19 protein-coding genes and 2 pseudogenes are annotated in these 17168 nt (G+C 75.2%); 9 read left to right on the forward strand and 12 right to left on the reverse strand.

What is annotated here, in order from left to right:
* Positions 1 to 184: 184 nt before the first annotated feature.
* From KCH_RS00195 to KCH_RS00210, 4 genes are all read right to left on the reverse strand, one after another.
* The gene (locus KCH_RS00195) at positions 185 to 868 is read right to left on the reverse strand and encodes a hypothetical protein (RefSeq protein WP_035857929.1); all 684 of its coding nucleotides are present in this window, start codon (positions 866 to 868) and stop codon (positions 185 to 187) included.
* Between the two features lie 86 nt (positions 869 to 954).
* Positions 955 to 1209, reverse strand: coding sequence for a ribosomal protein L7/L12 (locus KCH_RS00200; protein WP_035857931.1), 255 nt, complete (start codon positions 1207 to 1209; stop codon positions 955 to 957).
* 512 nt (positions 1210 to 1721) lie between these two features.
* On the reverse strand, positions 1722 to 2045 hold the full coding sequence (locus KCH_RS36545; RefSeq protein ID WP_051652572.1) for a hypothetical protein: 324 nt from the start codon (positions 2043 to 2045) through the stop codon (positions 1722 to 1724).
* Between the two features lie 451 nt (positions 2046 to 2496).
* Entirely contained in the window at positions 2497 to 3117 is a 621-nt protein-coding gene (locus tag KCH_RS00210) for a helix-turn-helix domain-containing protein (RefSeq protein ID WP_035857933.1), read from the reverse strand.
* Positions 3118 to 3295: 178 nt separating this feature from the next.
* On the opposite strand from KCH_RS00210, the gene KCH_RS00215 reads away from it, so the two are divergent.
* Entirely contained in the window at positions 3296 to 4285 is a 990-nt protein-coding gene (locus KCH_RS00215) for an alpha/beta hydrolase (protein ID WP_035857935.1), read from the forward strand.
* Between the two features lie 66 nt (positions 4286 to 4351).
* Here KCH_RS00215 and KCH_RS00220 read toward each other — a convergent pair whose 3' ends face one another.
* A complete protein-coding gene (locus KCH_RS00220) occupies positions 4352 to 5263 on the reverse strand; it encodes an LLM class flavin-dependent oxidoreductase (protein ID WP_035870320.1) in 912 nt (303 codons plus the stop codon).
* A gap of 62 nt (positions 5264 to 5325) precedes the next feature.
* On the opposite strand from KCH_RS00220, the gene KCH_RS00225 reads away from it, so the two are divergent.
* The 3 genes from KCH_RS00225 to KCH_RS00235 all read left to right on the forward strand — a co-directional run bounded on the left by KCH_RS00225 (position 5326) and on the right by KCH_RS00235 (position 7445).
* Complete coding sequence (locus tag KCH_RS00225) at positions 5326 to 5790, forward strand: MarR family winged helix-turn-helix transcriptional regulator (protein ID WP_035857943.1); 465 nt, start codon at positions 5326 to 5328, stop codon at positions 5788 to 5790.
* Positions 5791 to 5931: 141 nt separating this feature from the next.
* Positions 5932 to 6582, forward strand: a complete 651-nt coding sequence (locus KCH_RS00230) for a hypothetical protein (protein ID WP_035857945.1) — start codon at positions 5932 to 5934, stop codon at positions 6580 to 6582.
* 125 nt (positions 6583 to 6707) lie between these two features.
* On the forward strand, positions 6708 to 7445 hold the full coding sequence (locus KCH_RS00235; protein ID WP_051652573.1) for an ATP-grasp domain-containing protein: 738 nt from the start codon (positions 6708 to 6710) through the stop codon (positions 7443 to 7445).
* 65 nt (positions 7446 to 7510) lie between these two features.
* Here the strand turns inward: KCH_RS00235 and KCH_RS46375 are convergent, their stop codons facing one another.
* Genes KCH_RS46375 through KCH_RS00250 form a run of 3 tightly spaced genes read right to left on the reverse strand, consistent with a single transcriptional unit; the run spans position 7511 to position 9618 of the window.
* Entirely contained in the window at positions 7511 to 8311 is an 801-nt protein-coding gene (locus KCH_RS46375; RefSeq protein WP_157031816.1) for an outer membrane protein assembly factor BamB family protein, read from the reverse strand.
* Positions 8205 to 8789, reverse strand: a complete 585-nt coding sequence (locus KCH_RS40685) for a hypothetical protein (RefSeq protein WP_035857949.1) — start codon at positions 8787 to 8789, stop codon at positions 8205 to 8207. The genes KCH_RS46375 and KCH_RS40685 overlap by 107 nt, the downstream gene beginning before the upstream one ends.
* 43 nt (positions 8790 to 8832) lie before the next feature.
* Positions 8833 to 9618 (reverse strand): hypothetical protein, encoded by a 786-nt coding sequence (locus tag KCH_RS00250; RefSeq protein WP_035857951.1) that lies wholly within the window; start codon positions 9616 to 9618, stop codon positions 8833 to 8835.
* A 250-nt stretch (positions 9619 to 9868) separates the two neighbouring features.
* On the opposite strand from KCH_RS00250, the pseudogene KCH_RS38900 reads away from it, so the two are divergent.
* Together KCH_RS38900 and KCH_RS00255 are read left to right on the forward strand one after the other, a co-directional pair.
* Positions 9869 to 10255 (forward strand): annotated as a pseudogene (locus KCH_RS38900) (formylglycine-generating enzyme family protein); the annotation flags it as partial.
* Between the two features lie 100 nt (positions 10256 to 10355).
* Positions 10356 to 10760: a VOC family protein gene (locus tag KCH_RS00255; RefSeq protein WP_035857953.1), complete on the forward strand. Its 405-nt coding sequence runs from the start codon at positions 10356 to 10358 to the stop codon at positions 10758 to 10760.
* A 149-nt stretch (positions 10761 to 10909) separates the two neighbouring features.
* On the opposite strand, the gene KCH_RS00260 is transcribed toward KCH_RS00255, so the two are convergent.
* The 4 genes from KCH_RS00260 to KCH_RS00275 form a co-directional block, all read right to left on the reverse strand.
* Positions 10910 to 11596: a maleylpyruvate isomerase family mycothiol-dependent enzyme gene (locus tag KCH_RS00260; RefSeq protein ID WP_035857956.1), complete on the reverse strand. Its 687-nt coding sequence runs from the start codon at positions 11594 to 11596 to the stop codon at positions 10910 to 10912.
* Positions 11597 to 11730: 134 nt separating this feature from the next.
* Positions 11731 to 12252, reverse strand: coding sequence for a hypothetical protein (locus KCH_RS00265; RefSeq protein WP_157031817.1), 522 nt, complete (start codon positions 12250 to 12252; stop codon positions 11731 to 11733).
* A 198-nt stretch (positions 12253 to 12450) separates the two neighbouring features.
* Entirely contained in the window at positions 12451 to 13125 is a 675-nt protein-coding gene (locus KCH_RS00270) for a response regulator (protein WP_035857958.1), read from the reverse strand.
* Positions 13122 to 14336, reverse strand: coding sequence for a sensor histidine kinase (locus KCH_RS00275; RefSeq protein WP_035857960.1), 1215 nt, complete (start codon positions 14334 to 14336; stop codon positions 13122 to 13124). The genes KCH_RS00270 and KCH_RS00275 overlap by 4 nt, the downstream gene beginning before the upstream one ends.
* A 279-nt stretch (positions 14337 to 14615) precedes the next feature.
* Between KCH_RS00275 and KCH_RS00280 the strand changes: the two genes are divergently transcribed.
* The 3 genes and pseudogenes from KCH_RS00280 to KCH_RS00290 all read left to right on the forward strand — a co-directional run.
* Positions 14616 to 15797 (forward strand): alpha/beta hydrolase family protein, encoded by a 1182-nt coding sequence (locus tag KCH_RS00280; protein ID WP_425268718.1) that lies wholly within the window; start codon positions 14616 to 14618, stop codon positions 15795 to 15797.
* 446 nt (positions 15798 to 16243) lie between these two features.
* The gene (locus KCH_RS00285) at positions 16244 to 16633 is read left to right on the forward strand and encodes a hypothetical protein (RefSeq protein ID WP_035857962.1); all 390 of its coding nucleotides are present in this window, start codon (positions 16244 to 16246) and stop codon (positions 16631 to 16633) included.
* 76 nt (positions 16634 to 16709) lie between these two features.
* Positions 16710 to 17168: pseudogene (locus KCH_RS00290) on the forward strand (hypothetical protein); the annotation flags it as partial.

A 17168-nucleotide genomic window follows, 5' to 3' on the forward strand; every position in this document is an offset into this window, starting at 1 on the left:
TCCCCATCGCTCTCCCCCGTTCATCGGACTTCCTCCCCGAAGGGTGCACGGGTGCCACCCGATGCAGTACCTGTGAAGTCGTAGGCTGCGCCGCCTCTCCGAGACCTTGCGCGGGGAGGCGGCACCGACCTGACCGACCCCCAGCTCCACGCCCCGCGCTCGCCGCCCCCGCGGAGGGACCGTCTCAGGGCTGCTCCGGTACGACCTCCACGCCAGCCGCGAGCATCGCGGCGACGACCCGCCGGGCCACGGCCTCGTTGCAGATCAGCAGGATGGATTGCGGATCGTCCCGGCGGCAGGGCAGGTGGCCGCCGCCGGCCTCCAGCAGCTGCCACTGGTCGCGTTCCGTGGTCCACAGCGGCTCGTGTCCGGCCAGGGCACGCTCGGCCTCCGCCGCCTCGGCCGCAGTCCGGGCGCGGCGACCGGTCGGCGCGGTCGGCGGGGTGGCGTGCAGGGCGACGCCCGTTATGTAGCCTCGCCCGTCACCGGCCCGCAGCTCCAGCCCTGGAGGCCGGTGGTCGCCGAGGGCCTCCACCACCTCGGCGGCCGGGTAGCCGAACAGGTCGACGTCTCCGAGGACGACGGGCGTTCCCCCCGGAACACCCGACGCCGCCCCGCCGCGGCTCAGCACGACGGAACGCACCAGCGGTTCGCCCGGGACGGCCGCGGCCCGATCCGCCGGGTCGGCGTGGACGGCCACTTCGACGTCGCCCCAGCGGGAGGTGTGGATCCAGGGGGCTCCCGGCAGCGGCCGGACGGGGCCCAGCCCCGCCAGGACCTCGACCGCCGTCCGCACGTCCGCCCCGAGGCCGAGGGTGCCCACTTCAGCGGGCAGGACGACCCCGGCTCCGGGCAGCAACTCGAACATCGGCCGATCGTGCACCGGCGCCCGGCAGGGATGCAACCGACGATGGCCGGCCTCGGCGCATGGGTCGGCGCGACCGTGTTCAACCGCTACGTCTGTTGCCGCACTTCGGCCTTGGCGCCAGCTTCGAGGAGTTCACGGACCGTTGCCTCGGCCACCTCCTGCGGTACGTCGTAGAGGATGGTTGCCGGAAGACGGTCCAGAAGAGACCTGCTGTGCCACAGGCTCAGCCCGGCCCGCCGGCGAAGCACTTTCACGACCTCGATGGTGTGGGGTCCGGAGTCGGTCAGGACCACCGCATTGGGCCAGTCGTCGCAGATCAGCATGGCGTACTCGTCTGCCACAGTGCCTCCTCGGTCGGCTCGGATAAGGATCATGGACGGCAGCGAGCCGGCCGGTTCCGACGGGCGACGGCCCGCCCCGACAGGGTCCGGTACCTACGGCTCCGGGTCCCCCGGCCGAACCTCGGCCGCAACTGGAGTTCGGCAGCCCGGGCGCTCATCCCCCCACCCGCCGCTCTCCCTGGCGACTGGCCCGGCACCACCCCGGATCCTTGTGGTTCTTGACGGTAGCCGCCGCGCGCCCGGCCGTGGGCGTCTCAGGCGTTCTTCCTCGGTAGTGCGGTCCAGCTCTTCGCCCCGGGTGCCGAGACGGCCAGGCGGAGCGCGATCGGCGCGGCCACGCTCCAGCTCCCGCAGGCTACGGACGCCCCCCGGTCCATGGATGACGTCGGGCACGGCGGGCGCTCCTGCTCGCGGGGAATGCGAAGGGCCTGCCACCGGCCCGCCGAGGTGCTACTGGCCGGACGACGGACCCGTGCGCCAGGAAGGTGCGGGCGTCGAGGAGGGCCGGTGCGTCAGCGGTTCTCGATCCAGAAGTCGACCAGCGTGGCGCCGTAGTCGGCGCAGTTCCAGCCGAAGGCCCAGTAGCCCGGCCCGACCCAGCCGCCGTAGTAGATCTTGTTGTTGGAGCACTGCGTCGCCGCGCGGGACTGGCCGTAGTCGACCAGCACGTTTGCGCTCCACTTGTAGCTGTCCCAGCTGTACGTCGGGTAGTTGCCGACGTGGGCGGCAGCCGGCCCCGCGGACAGTGCGAGGCTCGCGGCGATCGCGGTCGCCCCGATGGCGAGGGCGCGAAGGCCCTTGACGCCCTTGGTGGTCCTCCGTGTGAGCAGAGGCATCGAATTCCCCTCCCATTGCGCGGGGCGAGCCGCCCCGCTGCCGGATGCACACGCTACGAGCGCCCGGACCGGTATGACTACGAAGGAGAGGGAAGTGCACGAGCTGGTTCCGGACACCTTGCGACGCCGACGCGGACCGCTCCCGGGAACGGGACACGTTCGCGAAGACCTGTGGCGCAGAGACCCCCGAAGCGCGAACCACCGACGACCGGACGAACCGTCCACGCTCGCCAGCTTCCCGGCCGAGAGCACCGGCCCGAGCGAGTCGGCCTTCTCCACGGTCGAGCTCCGCACCGAGCCCGCCCCGGGATCCAAGTAGCCCCGACTGCCCTGCTGCTCAAGCCCGTTGACCGCCCGGGCCCGACGGCGCACGACCACCCTCCCGGCACCGGCAACGGCTCCTCGCGCACCAGGGGCCCGGAAGCCCGACGCCCCGGCGGGCACCCCCGCGCTACCGCGACCCGCGCCCCGGCGCAGGGGTGCGCGGGCGGAGGCGCTCGCCCTGCGGGCCGAACATGATCAGGTACTCCACCGGCCCGCCGGGGCCCGCGTTCGCGACCCCGTGGGCGGTGCGGGTGTCGAACTCGGCCACGTCGCCGGCGCTCAGGACGAGATCCTGTTCGCCGAGCGCCAGCCAGAGCCGCCCGTAGAGGACGCACAGCCACTCCCATCCGTCGTGGGAGACCTGCCGCGGCCGCGCCGGCGGCGCGTCGAGGGCCGGCAGGACGTGCTTGTGGGCGTGCAGGCCCCCCACGTACCGGGTCAGCGGCAACACCACCTTGTCGTCGTCGCCGGGCCGTTGCGGCGGCGCCGACACGCGCGGCCCGGCTGCCGCCTCGGACGCGGGTGCGGTGCCGGCCAGTTCGTCCAGGGAGGCGCCGTACTCGTTGGCGAGCCGCAGCAGCACCTCCAGGGTCGGCCTGCGCCGGCCGGTCTCGATCCGCGACAGGGTGCTCGGCAAGATGCCCGTCGTCCGGGCGACGCCGGTGAGCGTGGCCCCGCGCCGTTCGCGCGCGGCCCGCAGCCGAGGGCCCATGCCCGCCATCGCGTCAGCCGCGGCCTCGTCCGTCATGCCCACTCCCGTCCTGTCACCCGCCGCACCCGCCGCCGTCCCCGTTTCCGCCGCCGTCCCCGTCCCCGTCCTGGCAGTTTGCCATGCTGGCAACGCTTCTCGCGCCGGGTGCCCGCCGCAGCGCACGATCAACGCACACACCCAACGCACACACCGCTTTCGGACCGAGGAGAAGCTCATGCACCAGCCGGCGCCGACCGCCGACCTGCTCCACCGCACCGTCCCGGCGCCCGCCGGACGCCTGCACCTCGTCGAACAGGGCACCGGGCCGCTGGTGCTGCTGGTCCACGGCTTCCCCGAGTCCTGGTACTCCTGGCGCCACCAGCTCCCGGCCCTCGCCGCCGCGGGCTACCGGGCCGTCGCCCTCGACGTCCGCGGTTACGGCCGTTCCTCCCGGCCTGCCCGGAGCGACGCCTACCGCATGGTCGAACTGGTCGAGGACAACCTCGCCGTGGTCCGCGCCCTGGGTGAGGAGCAGGCGGTGGTCGTCGGCCACGACTGGGGTTCCGGGATCGCCGCGACCTCCGCCCTGCTCCACCCGGAGGTGTTCCGGGCCGTGGCCCTGCTCAGCGTCCCGTACACGCCGCCCGGCGGCCCGCGCCCGAGCGACGCCTTCGCGCAGCTGGGTGGCGACGAGGAGTTCTACGTCTCCTACTTCCAGGAGCCCGGCCGGGCCGAGGCGGAGATCGAGCCCGACGTGCGCGGCTGGCTGGCCGGGTTCTTCGCGGCCTTGTCCGCCGACACCATGCCCGGCCCGGGCCGGCCCAGCCCCCACTTCGTCACCCGCGCCGGCGGCCGCCTGCGCGACCGCTTCCCCGACGACCGGCTGCCCGCCTGGCTGACTGAGGCCGATCTCGACGTGTACGCCGGGGAGTTCGAGCGCACCGGCCTGACCGGCGCCCTCAACCGCTACCGCAACATCGACCGCGACTGGCAGGACCTCGCCCCTCACGCCGGCGCCCCGATCCAGCAGCCGTCGCTGTTCATCGGCGGCGCCCTCGATGCCACCACCACCTGGATGGCCGGTGCGATCGACGCCCTGCCCACCGCGCTCCCTCGCCTGGCCTCCGCCCATCTCCTCGACGGCTGCGGCCACTGGGTGCAGCAGGAACGCCCCGACCAGGTCAACCGGCTCCTCACCACCTGGCTCGGCACCCTCCCGAGCTGAATCCCGCCGAACGCACCCCCGGCCCCGGCCACCGGGCGGACCTACCCCGGGCGGACCTACCCCGGGTCAGAGGCCCTCCTCGCGGATCGGGGTGACGATCTCCTCGACCAGCCAGCCCGCGGCCCTGCCCGGGTAGGGCCGCGGCAGCGCGAGCACCACGTGCCGGACGCCGGCGGCGGCGAGCGCCCGGACGTGGGCACGGGTCCCGGCGGGGTCCGCGTAGTCGACGATGATCTGCGCGGAGCGCAGGATCCCGGCCGGGTCACGGCCGATCGCCTCGCAGTGCGCGTCCAGGACCCGGCCGCGTTCGGCGATCCAGTCGACGCCGTTGTGAGGCGGCCCGGGAACGTTCCAGATGTCGGCGTGCTCGGCGACGACCCGCAGCGTCCGGTCGCCCCAGCCGCCGATCAGCAGCGGGGGTCCGCCCGGCCGGACCGGGCCGGGGCCGTTGCGGGTGCCGCGCAGCGTGGTGAACGGGCCGTCGTGGTCGAACACCTCCTCGCTCCACATCCGGCGCAGGACGGTGATCGTCTCCCTCAGCCGCGCCAGCCCCTCCGCCGGACCGGGCAGCGGGAAGCCGTACGCGGCGTACTCCGCGACCGCCGGGTTCGGACCGGCGGGCTGCCGGGTGCCGCCCACCCCCAGGCCCATGACCAGCCGGCCGCCGGAGACCACGTCCACCGTCGTCGCGATCTTCCCCAGGTGGGCGGGTGCACGCAGCCTGTTGCTCGTCACGAGCAGGCCCAGCCGCAGCCGGGTGGTGCGGGCCGCCAGCGCCGCCAGCAGCGTCCAGCCCTCCAGCACCGCCCCGCCCGGCGGCCCCGCCAACGGCATCAGGTGGTCCCACAGCCAGGCGTCGTCGAGCTCCGGCAACTCGTCCGCCTCCTCCCACACTCGGAGGATCTCGTCCCAGGACAGGTGCATCGGCGTGGTCTTGACGCCGAAGCGGAGCATGCTCTCGGAAACATCAACAGACATGACCGTCACCCTAACGGATCGTCAGCCCGACTGACCATCAGTTGCCTTGCTAGGATCCTGGGATGGCAAAGCACGACAACGCGGACGGCGGAAGCGGCAACGCGGCGGCGGAACTCCTCGGCACCCGGCTGGGCTACCTCCTCAAGCACGCCCAACTGCGGCTCGCCGAACACATCGGGCCCGCACTCGCCCCGTTCGGCCTGGACGCACGGGAGCTCGCCGTCCTCGCCGTCCTCGCCGGCGACCGCCCCCTGTCGCAGCTCGAAGCCGCGCAGCGCCTGGGCATCGACCGCACCACCATGGTCGCCCTCCTCGATGCCCTCGAAGGCAAGGAGTTCGTGCAGCGACGGCGCAGCGAACACGACCGGCGCCGCAACACCGTCGAACTCACCGAGCACGGCCACCGGACGCGGGCCGCCGCCGAGCAGGCCCGCGAGGCGGCCGAACGCGAGTTCCTCGCCCCCCTCGACCGGACCGCCACCGCACAGCTCGTCCACGCGCTGCGGACCCTCACCCGCACCCCCTGACCGCCCCCGAAGCGCGGCAGCCGGCACACCCCGCCGGGCACCGGGCCCGAACACCGCCCCTTCGTGCCGGAACCGACGGGCGGCCCCCGGCGTCCGACCTCCCGAGGTGTCGTCGTCCGCCGCTGGGAGGGGTTTCGGGTCATGGGGGTCGTGCTGTGGGCCGTCGCCGGGGTGCTGTTCGCGCTGTTGCCGCTCGCGCACTGGCTGCTGCGTGCCCGGCACGGGGTGCTGCGGGCGGCGGTCGCCGGCGGGCTGCTGCTCTGGCTGGCGCTGGTGGCCGCGGTGGCGTTCGACCTGCTGCGGCCGCGGAGCAAGGCCGAGATCTACCTGCTCTGCGTGCCGGTCGCCGAGCTGGCCGTTCTGCTCGGCGTCTGGCTGGACCGGCGGATGGCCGGCCCGCTCACCGTGCGGCCGAGCGGGTGGCGGCGGGCCGCGGGCATCGCCTTCCACGCCCAGCTGGGCCTGGTCCTCCCGCTCACCCCGCTGCTTGCCCTGGTGGCCTTCCACGAGGCCCAACTCCCCTCCCCCCGGGCCGTGCCGGAGCCGCCGCCGGGCTACACCGTCCTCGACGACGGTGAGGACTGCGGCAACGGCCACGGCGCCACCTGCTGGCGCACCCTCTACCTCGCGGGCCCTCCCGGCGTGCCGACCGAAGCGGCCGCCGACCGGCTCCGCCCCCGGCAGCGGTGCGAGGCGAACGGCTGGCTCCTGGACCGCCGCGACCTCTGCACCGACGTCAGCACCGACGGCGCCACCATCGTCTACCGCGTCCTCCTCGGCGGCAGCGACTAGCGTCCGGCGCAGCCGGCCGGGATTCTCGGCTGCGGCGGCGGGCGCGGTGGGGATAGCGTGGCGGCTTCGCGGGTTGCGGGAGGGGTGCGCGGGTGCTGGTCATGCCGGGGAGGCGGACGTCGACGATGGAGCTGCTCGCCGTCGAGGCGGCGGCTCGGGGCATGCGGGTCAGGCCGGCGGAGGAGCCCGGCCCGGCGGGCCCCGCGCACTGGTACGGCGGCCCGCTCGCGGGCGGGCGGTTGGCGGGCCGGCTCGGGTTCGCGCTGCTGGAGCCGACGGACGGCTGGCTCGCCGAGCTGCCGGAGGAGTTCACCGGCCGTGAGATCCGGTCGGGGACTGTCGCCGACGTGTGGGCGATCGACCGGCCGACGTTCGTCAAGCCGCCCCGGGACAAGTCCTTCCCGCCCGCCGTCCACACCGACGGCTCGCGCCTGCCGCCCGGGCTGGACCCGGCGACCCCGGTCCTGCTGTCCGAGGTGGTGACCTTCGCGGCCGAGTACCGGCTGTTCCTGCTGGACGGCCGGATCGCCGCGGCGAGCCGGTACGCGGTGTTCGGCCGGCTCGACCCCCGCCCGCTCGGCTCCGACCGCGCGGACCGTACCACCGCCGCGGAGCTCACCGAGTTCACCGACCGCCTGACCGCCGCGGCCGGACACACCCTGCCGAGCGCCGTCGTCGTGGACGTCGGACAGCTGCTCGACCCGTACCGGCCCGGCCACCGCTGGGCCGTGGTGGAGGCCGACATGGCCTGGTTCTCGCACGCCTACGCCGCCGACCCGGCACGAGTGCTGGACGTGGTCCTGCGGGCGGCGGGGCCGCGCGAACGCGTACTGCCGCGCGACCTGCCGTTCGAACGGCGCTGAGCCGGCGACCGGCTCGCCTCGGCGCCGGCCGGCGCGGGAAGGACACCCGGGCACACGGGACCGGGTCAAGCGGCGGCGCAGTCCAGGACCCGCCCGTCGGACGTGCCGACGAGCAGCCGGCCGGGCTCGGTCACCGTCAGCGCGGTCGGAACGGCCGGAACCCCGGCGACGGTCAACCGCTCGCGCCAACGGACCGTCCCGTCGTGGAGGTTGAGGGCCAGGACCTCGCCGTCGCGATAGGCCACGTAGACGGTGTCCGCTCCGGCGTCGAGGTCGGTGGCGACGTGGTCGGTCCGGAGGATCCAGCGGGGTGCGCCGTCGGCGGCAGCGCGACGGACGACGAACGAACCGCCGGGTTGCAGGCCGCGACCGTCGTGGACGGTGCCGGCGTGGACCAGGTCGCCGTCCGCGGTCTCCGCGCCCGGGCCGGGGACGTGCGTCTGCCCGGGCTCCCAGGAGAGCGGGAACAGCGGCCGGGCGCCCGGCCCTCGGGAGCGCGGGCCGCCACCCAGTCCTGCCCGGGTCCGCGGCGGGCACGGACGGTCCGGCGAACGTAGTCCCGGCTGCCGCGCCGGATCCGCAGACGGTCCCGCCGGTCGACGTACCCGGTGGTCCGGTGCTCGATCGACAGGCCGTCGCCGAGGGCGGCACGTCCGGGCCGCGGCGGGGTGTCGCTCTCCCCGTCGAGGGTGGCCAGGACGGTACCGTCGGGCAGTTCCGCCACCGCGAGGACGTGGCGCCGGGGCTGCCAGTCGGGGCTCAGCGCGGAGAGCGTTCGACGTGCCTCGGCCCGCCCCTCGGGGCGGGGGCGGGCACCCGGGGGCCGGCCAGATCGGCGCCGGTGAGCGAACGGGGCGCGGCAGCACGCCAGTTGGGCCGCCGGACGACGGCGACGTGGCCCTCGACGTGGGCCCTCCCGTCCTGGTGGTCGTCGGGTGGCGCCATCAGCACGCGCAGGGTCTGCCCGTCGAGCCAGGTCAGGCCGAGGACCTGGCGGCCGAAGTCGTGCTCGACGAGGGTGGTGGCGGACCCGGTCTCCCAGTCCAGCAGGAGCAGTTCACCCTCGAACAGGTAGCCGCCGTCGTACGCGCCGGTGCCGACGGCCAGTAGCGGTTCCGTCGGGTGGAAGGCCAGGGCGTGTACCGGGAACCGGCTCCGGAGCGCGGCCCGGCAGCGGAGGTCGCCCACGCCGTACACCGCCACCGTGGCCGTCCGGGCGAACGCGGGCCCACCCGCCACCGCGAGCAGGCCGCGCCCCTCGTCGGACACCGCCAGAACGGGCTCACCGGCCTCGGCGAACGGGCGGTCACCGAGGACGCGCAGGACCTGGAGCGGGGATGTCATACCGAAGATCCTCCCAGCCGGGGGCTGTTCGTGGCCCGGGACGTCAGCGGAGCGCGTTCGACAGCGACTCGGTCAGGATGCAGGTGAACCCGACGCCCCAGTCGTCGCGGTCGTCGCAGCGCAACTCCCGGTCGCACAGGGCGTCCAGCAGGTCCTTCAGCGGGATCACGGCGCCCTCGGCGTCCGGCTCCGGGACGTGCAGCACCTCGATCATCCCCGCGCGGACGAACCGGACCAGCGGGGCGATCTGCGCCGCGACGAAGGCCCGCAGCTCCTCGCCCGCCGACTCGGCCGGAGGGTCGGCGAGCACGCCCCAGTTGCCGGTCAGCCAGCCGCTCGCCTCCAGGGCGCAGACCCGGATCCGGTCCTCGTCCTCGGTCAGCTCCAGCTCGTGGATGGTGGCCGGGACGCCCGGCGCGTACGCCGCGGCCTTCCAGCGGTGGCGGCCCTCATCGGTGGCCCGCAGCGACAGGACGGGCAGGTCGTTCCGCTCGTCCCGCGGCAGCAGCCAGGTCTCCGGGTCGGCGACGAGCCGCTCGAGTTCCGTGCCGGTGACGGCCGGCCCGTCCTCCTGGACGAACCGGGTGCTCAGCGCCCGACGGACCGTCAGCCACCCGTCCGCGACCAGCCGGAGCACCGCCGCGGCCAGCTCCGGCACCCGCTCCGACTCCTCCGCGGGCGAGGCGTTGCGGCGCCGCGGCACCGCGGGCGAGCCCGCCCAGCGCAGCACGGCGGTGACGTGCGTCGCGCTGCCGCGCGGGCTCGTGCCGTTGACGGCTCGGCGGACCAGCACCTGCTCGGTGACGGACAGTTCGTCCCAGTTCTCCATGGCGGCCGATCCTGGCACATCCACCCGCTTCGACCTGCACGGTTTTCCGGGCCGAGGGGCCGCCGGGCCGCAGGGCCGCGCCGGCCGAACGGGGCGCAGCCGCCCGCCAGTTCGCCGCCGCCGCGGCCCGGCGGCCCGGCGGCCCGGTACCAAGGTCGCGGTCGAGAACGGGACGATCGGCCGACGCGTGCCCCGCCCGCGGCGGTGATCATGTGGGTGGTCCGTTCGCTTCGAGGAGAAGGAGGCAGCGATGCGGGTGGAGTTGGTGGACTGGGTGGAGGTCCCGGCCGGGGTGCTGCACCGGGGCACGCCGGCCGACGGGGTGGCGGCCGTGGCCCGCCGCTACGCGGAGACCGGGGTGCCGGTGGAGTGGTACCTGAAGGAGGCCCCGCGCGCGGAGGTGCACGTCCCGGCGTTCCGGATCGCCCGGACTCCGGTCACGGTCGGGCAGTGGGCGCTCTTCGCGGCGGCAACCGGCCGGCCCGTCCCACGGACGCCGGCCGATCACCCGGTCATCGGGGTCGCCTGGGAGGCGGCGGCGGCCTACTGCCGGTGGCTGGGCGAACGACTCGGCCTCGGCGTACGGCTGCCCACGGAGGACGAGTGGGAGCGCGCCGCGCGCGGGGACGACGACCGGAGCGCCGGCCGTACGGTCCCGCGATCTACGATGGGCCGATGCCCGACATCTCCTTCCCGCCCTCCCTGCCCGTCCGCCCCGCCCGCCCGGCGGTGGCGGCATGACCCGGCCGGTGCGCGGGACGCTGCACCACGTCGAGATCTGGGTGCCCGATCTGGAGCGGGCCGCCGCGTCCTTCGGCTGGCTGTTGGAGGCACTGGGCCACTCGCTCTTCCAGCGCTGGGACAGCGGCCGCAGTTGGCGGCTCGGGGCGACCTACCTGGTCGTCGAGCAGTCCCCCGCGCTCACCGCCGGCCAGCACGACCGGTGCCGGCCCGGCCTGAACCACCTGGCGTTCCACGTCGAGGGCCCCGACGCCGTCGACGCCCTGGTCGCCGAGGCACCGCGACACGGCTGGACGCTCCTGTTCCCCGACCGCCACCCGCACGCCGGCGGCGAACAGACGTACGCCGCCTACCTGGAGAACGCCGACGGCTTCGAGGTCGAACTCGTCGCCCACCGGTAGGCCCCCGGCACCGAAGCGGACCGACTGCGCCCCCCGGGCTGTTCTACGCGTGGACGGGGGACAAGGCGACCGGCGAACGGCAGGGCCGGGTGACGGTCCGTCAGGAACCCGCGGGCGCCACGCCCGCTGTCCGGGAGCGTCCTCGCCTCTCAGGGGACCAGCGGCCCGGCGAGCACACCCAGCCCCGCCTGACGGTCCCCGGACCAGGTCACGGATCCGGTGTCCCGCGGCTTGCGGCCCCACAGCATGAGCAGCAGGTCCTCGGCAGTGCCCGAGAGTTCCGCGATCGGCTCCCCGGGCCCGTACGTCCAGGAGCCGCCGGAGTCGGTGGCGGTGACCCGCACGGCCCGCTCGGGGTACTTGGCGGCTCCCCTGGAGATCATGCGGTGCGCCATCGTGTCGAAGACCTCGGCGACACCGTCGGCGGCGAGCGCCGCGTCCATCGGCGTGGCCGGGCCGAGCGCGTGCTCGGCGTCCCACCGGTGCATCAGCGTTTCCTGCGCACGGCGCCGCCGCCAGAACCCGACCGTGTGCGGCTCCTGGAACGTCCACGCCGCGGTCGACGGATCGACCGACAGGGCCTCCACCAGCGCGTCCGCCGTCCCGGCGTACCAGGCCTTCAGGCCGGCCCGGTCACGGGGCGCAGCACCCTCGTCGTAGCTGTCGCCGTGCCCCTCCCGCACCGCAGCGACGACCCACAGGTTCCCCGCTCCCATGTGCGCGGCCAGCTCCGCCAACGTCCAGTCCCCGCAGTGCTCGACGGGTGCCGACAGGTCGCCGTCCAGCGAGGCGCCGAACGCGTCCAGTTCACGCCGAAGATCAACCAGGTAGTCCACGGCGACAACGTACAGCCCACCGGTCCTGCCGGGAAGCACCCCTCGAACGCCGCCCAGTGTGCGGGCACCGGGGCGGCACACCCCTGACTGTCCCGTGCCGCCGGTGACCGGCTGCCCCGGGCGACGACGGTGCGCTACGTATTCAGCGTGTGCCGTGCCGTGCGGATGAAGGCGGCCACCGCTGTCCACAGTTGGGCACACCTGCCGGGGAGTTCGGCCGGGTCGCCGTCGCCGCGCAGGATGGCTTCGATGAGCTTGAAGACCGTGGTCGATGCGGGGCCGACGGCCATGGCGGCTGCGGCGACCTCGTCCGGGCCCTCCACGCACACGACGTCGAGCGCGGGAAGAAACCGGTCGTGGTAGTTGTCGCGCAGCCTGTTGTGGATGTCCTGGAGGGCCGACCGCCACTCCGGACGGGTCGGCCCGCGGAAGAGCGACAGCGCGTTGCCGTTCAGGTTTCCCATGGCGTGGACGCAGGCGATGAATTCCAGGTAGGCGGTGCGCCTGGCCTGCCTGGTCTGTTCGCTGCGGTGCTCGGCGGCGTTGAGTTCGGCAGTCTGCCGGGCCGATCGGGCCGACAAGCGGCCGGTGGTCCAGCTCGCGGCGACGGCGGTTGCACCGGTGATGGCGGCGATCAGCCAGGTCGAGTCCCCCATGCGGAGCAGTGTGCGGCCGGCCGGGACAGGCAGCAAGGGCGCCGGTGCGGGTGTGGCGCCCTTCGTCGCCGAAGGCCGGCTGCTGCGGCCCAGCCGCTGGCGTGCCAAGCTCCCGCCGAATCGTCACTCACCGTGCAGACCAGGGAAGTTGAGCCAGAAGCACGTCCCTGCCGGACGGGGTGCGCCCCTGGGCGGCGGTCACGGCGGGGGAACGGGGCGGCGCTCGACGAGGCGGCTTTCGTGGGCGAGGACGACGGCTTGGACGCGGTCGCGGAGGTCGAGTTTCTGGAGGATCCGGCCGAGGTGGGATTTGACGGTCGCTTCGGCGAGGCGGAGGGCGGTGGCGATCTCGGCGTTGGAGAGGCCTGCGCCGACGTGGGTGAGGACTTCGCGTTCGCGGGCGCTGAGGCGGGCCAGGCGCTCGCGGTGGTCGGGGGGGGCGGCGGTGAGGTGGGGGCGGTGACGGTCGATCAGGCGGCGGGTGATGCGGGGGGAGAGCGCGCCGCCGCCCGCGGCGACCTCGCGGACGGCGGTGAGGAGTTCGCCGGGCCGGGTGTTCTTCAGCAGGAAGCCCGAGGCCCCGGCGGCGAGCGCGGCGAAGGCGTACTCGTCGAGGTCGAAGGTGGTCAGGACCAGCACCCGGGTGCGCGGGCAGGTCCGGATGATCCGGCGGGTGGCCTCGATGCCGTCGGTGCCGGGCATGCGCACGTCCATCAGGACGACGTCCGGGCGCAGCCGGGCGGCGAGTTCGACGGCCTGGTCGCCGTCCGCGGCCTCGCCGACGGTCGTCAGGTCGCTCTCGGCTGCGAGGACGGTGCTGAAGGCCAGGCGCAGCAGCGCTTCGTCGTCGGCGACGAGGACACGGATCGTCATGCCGGCGCTGCCGCGGAGCCGTCGATGCGCAGGCCGGCCCGGACCCGCCAGCCTCCGCCGGGCAGCGGTCCGGCCTCCAGCACGCCCCCGTGGGCGGCCGCGCGGCGGCGCATGCCGGGGATGCCCCGGCCCTCGCCGGCAGTAGCAGGGCCGGTGGCGGTGGCGGCGGCGGGTCCGGCGGTGCCGTTGTCGGTGATCTCGACGGTGACGGTCCGGGCGGTGCAGTGGACGAGGACGTCGGCGCGGGTGGCGGCGGCGTGGCGGAGGGTGTTGGTCAGGGACTCCTGGACCAGGCGGTAGGCGGTCAACTGGACGGTGGCGGGCACTTGGTCGCGGGGGCCGCGGAGGTCGAGGCGGGTGGGCAGGCCGGCGGCGCGCATCCGTTCGGCGAGGGTGTCGAGCTCGGCGAGGCCGGGCAGCGGGTGGCGTCGGGCGTCGGGTTCGTCGGCGTGCAGGACGCCCAGTGCGCGTCGCATGTCGGTGAGGGCCTGCCGGCCGGTCTCCGCGGCGCGCTGCATGGCGGTGGCGGCCGCGCCGGGTGCGTGCTGCCGGGCGTGGAGGGCGGCATCGGTGAGCGCGACCATGACCGACAGGTTGTGGGTGACGATGTCGTGCAGGTCGCGGGCGATCCGGGTGCGTTCCTCGGCGACGGCGAGCCGTGCCTGCCGGTCGTGGTGCGCCTCGACGTCGGCGGCCCACTCCCGGGCGGCCGCGAGGTGCGCCCGGGCGGTGCGGGTGCTCGTGCCGAGCGCCGCGGCGGCGACGACGGCCGCGCCCAGTGCCAGGAACGGTGCCAGGTACGCCCCGCCGGTGGCCCACCGCATGCTGGCCAGCAGCGCGCCGCCGCCCGCGACGGCCGCGGCGATCAGCGTGGTGCGCCGGTCGGTGCGTGCCGCCACCCCGTGCAGGGCCGCCAACAGGGCGACGTCCGCCGGGAGTTGAACGTCCGCCAGCCACTGGACGAACGCGGCCGCGGCCACCGCCGCGAACACCGCCCGCGGCGCCCGGCCCCGCCACGCCAGCGGCAGGACGAGTGCGACGGTGAGGGCCGCCGCGACCGGCGCCTCGCCCGGGGCGCGGCTCACCGCCAGCTGCGCCAGGAGCGCGAGCAGCGCCAACGCCGTTGGCAGGCCCCGCACGTCGAGCGCCGCGCGCAGGCCGCCGGTCCACTGCGGGCGGGGCGTGCCGGGGAGGGTGGCCGCCTGGGTCATCAGCTGCTTCCTGTCGGTCGACGGGCCGCCGCCGCGACCCGGGTACGCGCCCGCGGGGCGGGTTCGCGCTCCTGCCACGCTAGGGGCCGCGCGCGGCGCCGCGCATGCGCCCGGCGGCGGAGGACGCGAGGCGGGTGTGCGACCACAGGAGGAGACGGGATGCCTCCCGGGGTCGCACCGCAAGGGCCCGGCCGGGCCGTCGGGTTGCGACTGCGGTGGCGGTGCGGAGACGTCTGCCGGACGACGCGGCGGCGAGCCGCGACCGGCCACGATGGCCGCGTGATCGACTTCATCGCGGGACCGAACCTGTCCCTCTGCGAACTCCTCGCCGCCACGGGCGCCGTCACCCTGGTGGCGGCGCGTTGGCTTCCCGCCGCGGCCCGTCCGTACGCCGCGGTCGCGGCCTCCGCGCTGCTGGCGGTGTCCACGGCCGTGCTGGCGGTGACGGGCATCCGCTGGCAACTGCTGCCGGTCCTGGCGGGCGCCGCACTGGCCCTGCCGTTCGCCCTGTCCCCCGCACTCCGCCCGCTGCTCGGACGGCTGCCCGGACGGCGGCTCGGACGGCGGCCGGGTGAGGTGCGGCGCGTACAGCCGGCGGTCCTCCCGAGGCCGCGCGGCGGGCGGGTGCGGCGGTGGCTCGCGGTGGCGGGCTCGGCCGGGTGCCTCGCTCTGATCGCCACCGGGCCGGTGGCGGCGTGGGCCTTCCCGGTGCCGCAGTTCCCGGAGCCCTCGGGGCCGTTCGCGGTCGGCACCCGGGTGGTGCAGTGGACGGACGCCGCGCGGCCCGAGACCTTCACCCCCGACCCGGACGACCGGCGCACCGTCGTCGTCCAGCTCTGGTACCCGGCCCGGCCGGTGCCCTCGGGTGCGCCCCGGGCCCGGTACCTGGGGCGGACGGAACAGGAGGCGCGCACCGTCCGCGACGCGCTCGCCGGCACGGCGGGGTTGCCGGGCTTCCTCCTCGACGGGGCGACGCGGGCCCGCAGCCGCGCCGTGTGCGACGCGCCGGTCGCGGACGGGGGCGGACGGTTCCCGCTCGTGCTGTTCTCCCCCGGGTCGGGCGGGGTGCGCACCCAGAACACGGCCTGGGCAGAGGAGTTGGCCAGCCACGGCTACGCGGTCGCCGCGCTCGACCACCCCTACGACTCGGCGGCGGTCGTCCTCGACGACGGGCGGACGATCCGCTCCGCGACCGCCTCCACCGGCGACCGCGACGCCGACGAGGTACTCGCGGCCGACTGGACCGCGATCCGGGCCGCCGACCTCGGCTTCGTCCTCGACCGTCTGGAGGGCCTCGACCGCGGCGAGTACCCCGGCGACCCGCTGACCGGGCGTCTCGACACCGGCCGCACCGCCGTCGCCGGCCACTCGATGGGCGGCGCCGCCGCCTTGCAGGCCGCCCGGCACGACGCCCGTTTCGCCGCCGCCCTCGACCTCGACGGCTTCCCGCACGGCCCCTGACCCCCGCCCTGCACCCGCCGGTCCTCGTCCTCACCCAGTCCCCACCGCCGCCACCGACCCCCGCTACCTGCCCCGCCTGGAGCAGGCCCTCACCGGGAACGACAGCACCGCCTACCGGCTCACCGTCCCCGGCGCCGCCCATCTCTCCTTCACCGACAGCCCGCTCTACCTCCCCCCGGTCCCCTCCCTGACGGGCTCTCTGGGCCGCGCGGAGAGCATCCGTACCGTCACCTCCGCCACCCTCGCCTTCCTCGACGCCGTCCTGAAGCACTCCGCGCCCGGCGACCCCGCCCGGGCCCTGTCCGCCTACGGCAGCCTCACCGTCCACCCACCGGCCGGCGGCCGCTGATCCGGCCGCACCGCGGTTGCACGCGGTGCCGCGTTCTCGGGCATCCTCGTTCTCGTCGCCGCGGCCCGGCCCGTGGACCACTCACCAGGAGGAGCAAGTGTCGTACCCGCAACCGCTCGGCCCCGAGGAGCGGCTCGCCGACGCGAAGAGGCTGTCGGGCCTCCCGCCGATCGTCGTGCTCTGCGGCTCCACCCGTTTCATGGCCTTGATGAGCGAGGCCGAGGTGCGGGAGACCGAGGCCGGAAGGATCGTCGTCAAGCCGGGCGTCGACCTGAAGTCTGCGCAGGAACTCCGCTCCGATCCCGTCGAGGCCGCGGCCCTGAAGGCTCGGCTGGACGAGCTGCACCGGGCGAAGATCCGGCTCGCCGACGAGGTCCTCGTGGTCGGCGACTACGTCGGAGACAGCACCCGGGCCGAGATCGCCTATGCCCGGTCGCTGGGAAGGCCCGTGCGGTTCACCCACCCCGGGGTCGATCCCGGCGCCTGACGGCCCGCCGACCTGGCCGTAAGCCCGCGGGACCGGTCCGCGTAGAGTGGCCGCTCCCCCACCGACGAGGACGGCCATGGTGCGCAAGCGTTCCGGGATTCTGTTCGTCACCGATCTCGCCTATCCGGCGCAGGGCCGGCGGTACGGCGACGAGGACGTGTTCCTGACCTCGCGGCTGCGCGAGGAGTTCGACCTCGCGCTGTGCCACCCGCGGGACGCGGTCACGCTGATGGACCGCTTCGATGCGGTCGTGGTCCGGAACAGCGGGCCGGTGCTGCACTACCGGGAGCAGTTCGACGAGTTCCGGCGGCGGGCCGGCGAGCGGGGCACCCTCGTGTACAACCCGCTGACGGGTCGTGGCGACATGGCCGGCAAGGGCTACCTGCTGGAGCTGACCAGGGCCGGCTACCCGGTCATACCGACCGTGGACCGGGCGGCCGACGCGGCTCTGCTGCCGGACGCCGACCGGTACATGGTCAAGCCGGTCGCCGGCGCGGACTCCATCGGCCTGTCGGTGGTGACGCCCGCGGAGCTG

Origin of the sequence: Kitasatospora cheerisanensis KCTC 2395 (genome assembly GCF_000696185.1) — a bacterium.
In the GTDB taxonomy this organism is placed as follows: domain Bacteria; phylum Actinomycetota; class Actinomycetes; order Streptomycetales; family Streptomycetaceae; genus Kitasatospora; species Kitasatospora cheerisanensis.

Coding starts and splice junctions, on each gene's coding strand:
- KCH_RS00275 (WP_035857960.1), bottom strand. CDS start 14,336: ATGACCCAGGCGGCCACCCTCCCCGGCACGCCCCGCCCGCAGTGGACC.
- KCH_RS00225 (WP_035857943.1), top strand. CDS start 5,326: ATGGCAAAGCACGACAACGCGGACGGCGGAAGCGGCAACGCGGCGGCG.
- KCH_RS00235 (WP_051652573.1), top strand. CDS start 6,708: ATGGAGCTGCTCGCCGTCGAGGCGGCGGCTCGGGGCATGCGGGTCAGG.
- KCH_RS00195 (WP_035857929.1), bottom strand. CDS start 868: ATGTTCGAGTTGCTGCCCGGAGCCGGGGTCGTCCTGCCCGCTGAAGTG.
- KCH_RS00210 (WP_035857933.1), bottom strand. CDS start 3,117: ATGACGGACGAGGCCGCGGCTGACGCGATGGCGGGCATGGGCCCTCGG.
- KCH_RS00215 (WP_035857935.1), top strand. CDS start 3,296: ATGCACCAGCCGGCGCCGACCGCCGACCTGCTCCACCGCACCGTCCCG.
- KCH_RS40685 (WP_035857949.1), bottom strand. CDS start 8,789: ATGACATCCCCGCTCCAGGTCCTGCGCGTCCTCGGTGACCGCCCGTTC.
- KCH_RS00250 (WP_035857951.1), bottom strand. CDS start 9,618: ATGGAGAACTGGGACGAACTGTCCGTCACCGAGCAGGTGCTGGTCCGC.
- KCH_RS36545 (WP_051652572.1), bottom strand. CDS start 2,045: ATGCCTCTGCTCACACGGAGGACCACCAAGGGCGTCAAGGGCCTTCGC.
- KCH_RS00265 (WP_157031817.1), bottom strand. CDS start 12,252: ATGGGGGACTCGACCTGGCTGATCGCCGCCATCACCGGTGCAACCGCC.
- KCH_RS00230 (WP_035857945.1), top strand. CDS start 5,932: ATGGGGGTCGTGCTGTGGGCCGTCGCCGGGGTGCTGTTCGCGCTGTTG.
- KCH_RS00220 (WP_035870320.1), bottom strand. CDS start 5,263: ATGTCTGTTGATGTTTCCGAGAGCATGCTCCGCTTCGGCGTCAAGACC.
- KCH_RS00255 (WP_035857953.1), top strand. CDS start 10,356: ATGACCCGGCCGGTGCGCGGGACGCTGCACCACGTCGAGATCTGGGTG.
- KCH_RS00270 (WP_035857958.1), bottom strand. CDS start 13,125: ATGACGATCCGTGTCCTCGTCGCCGACGACGAAGCGCTGCTGCGCCTG.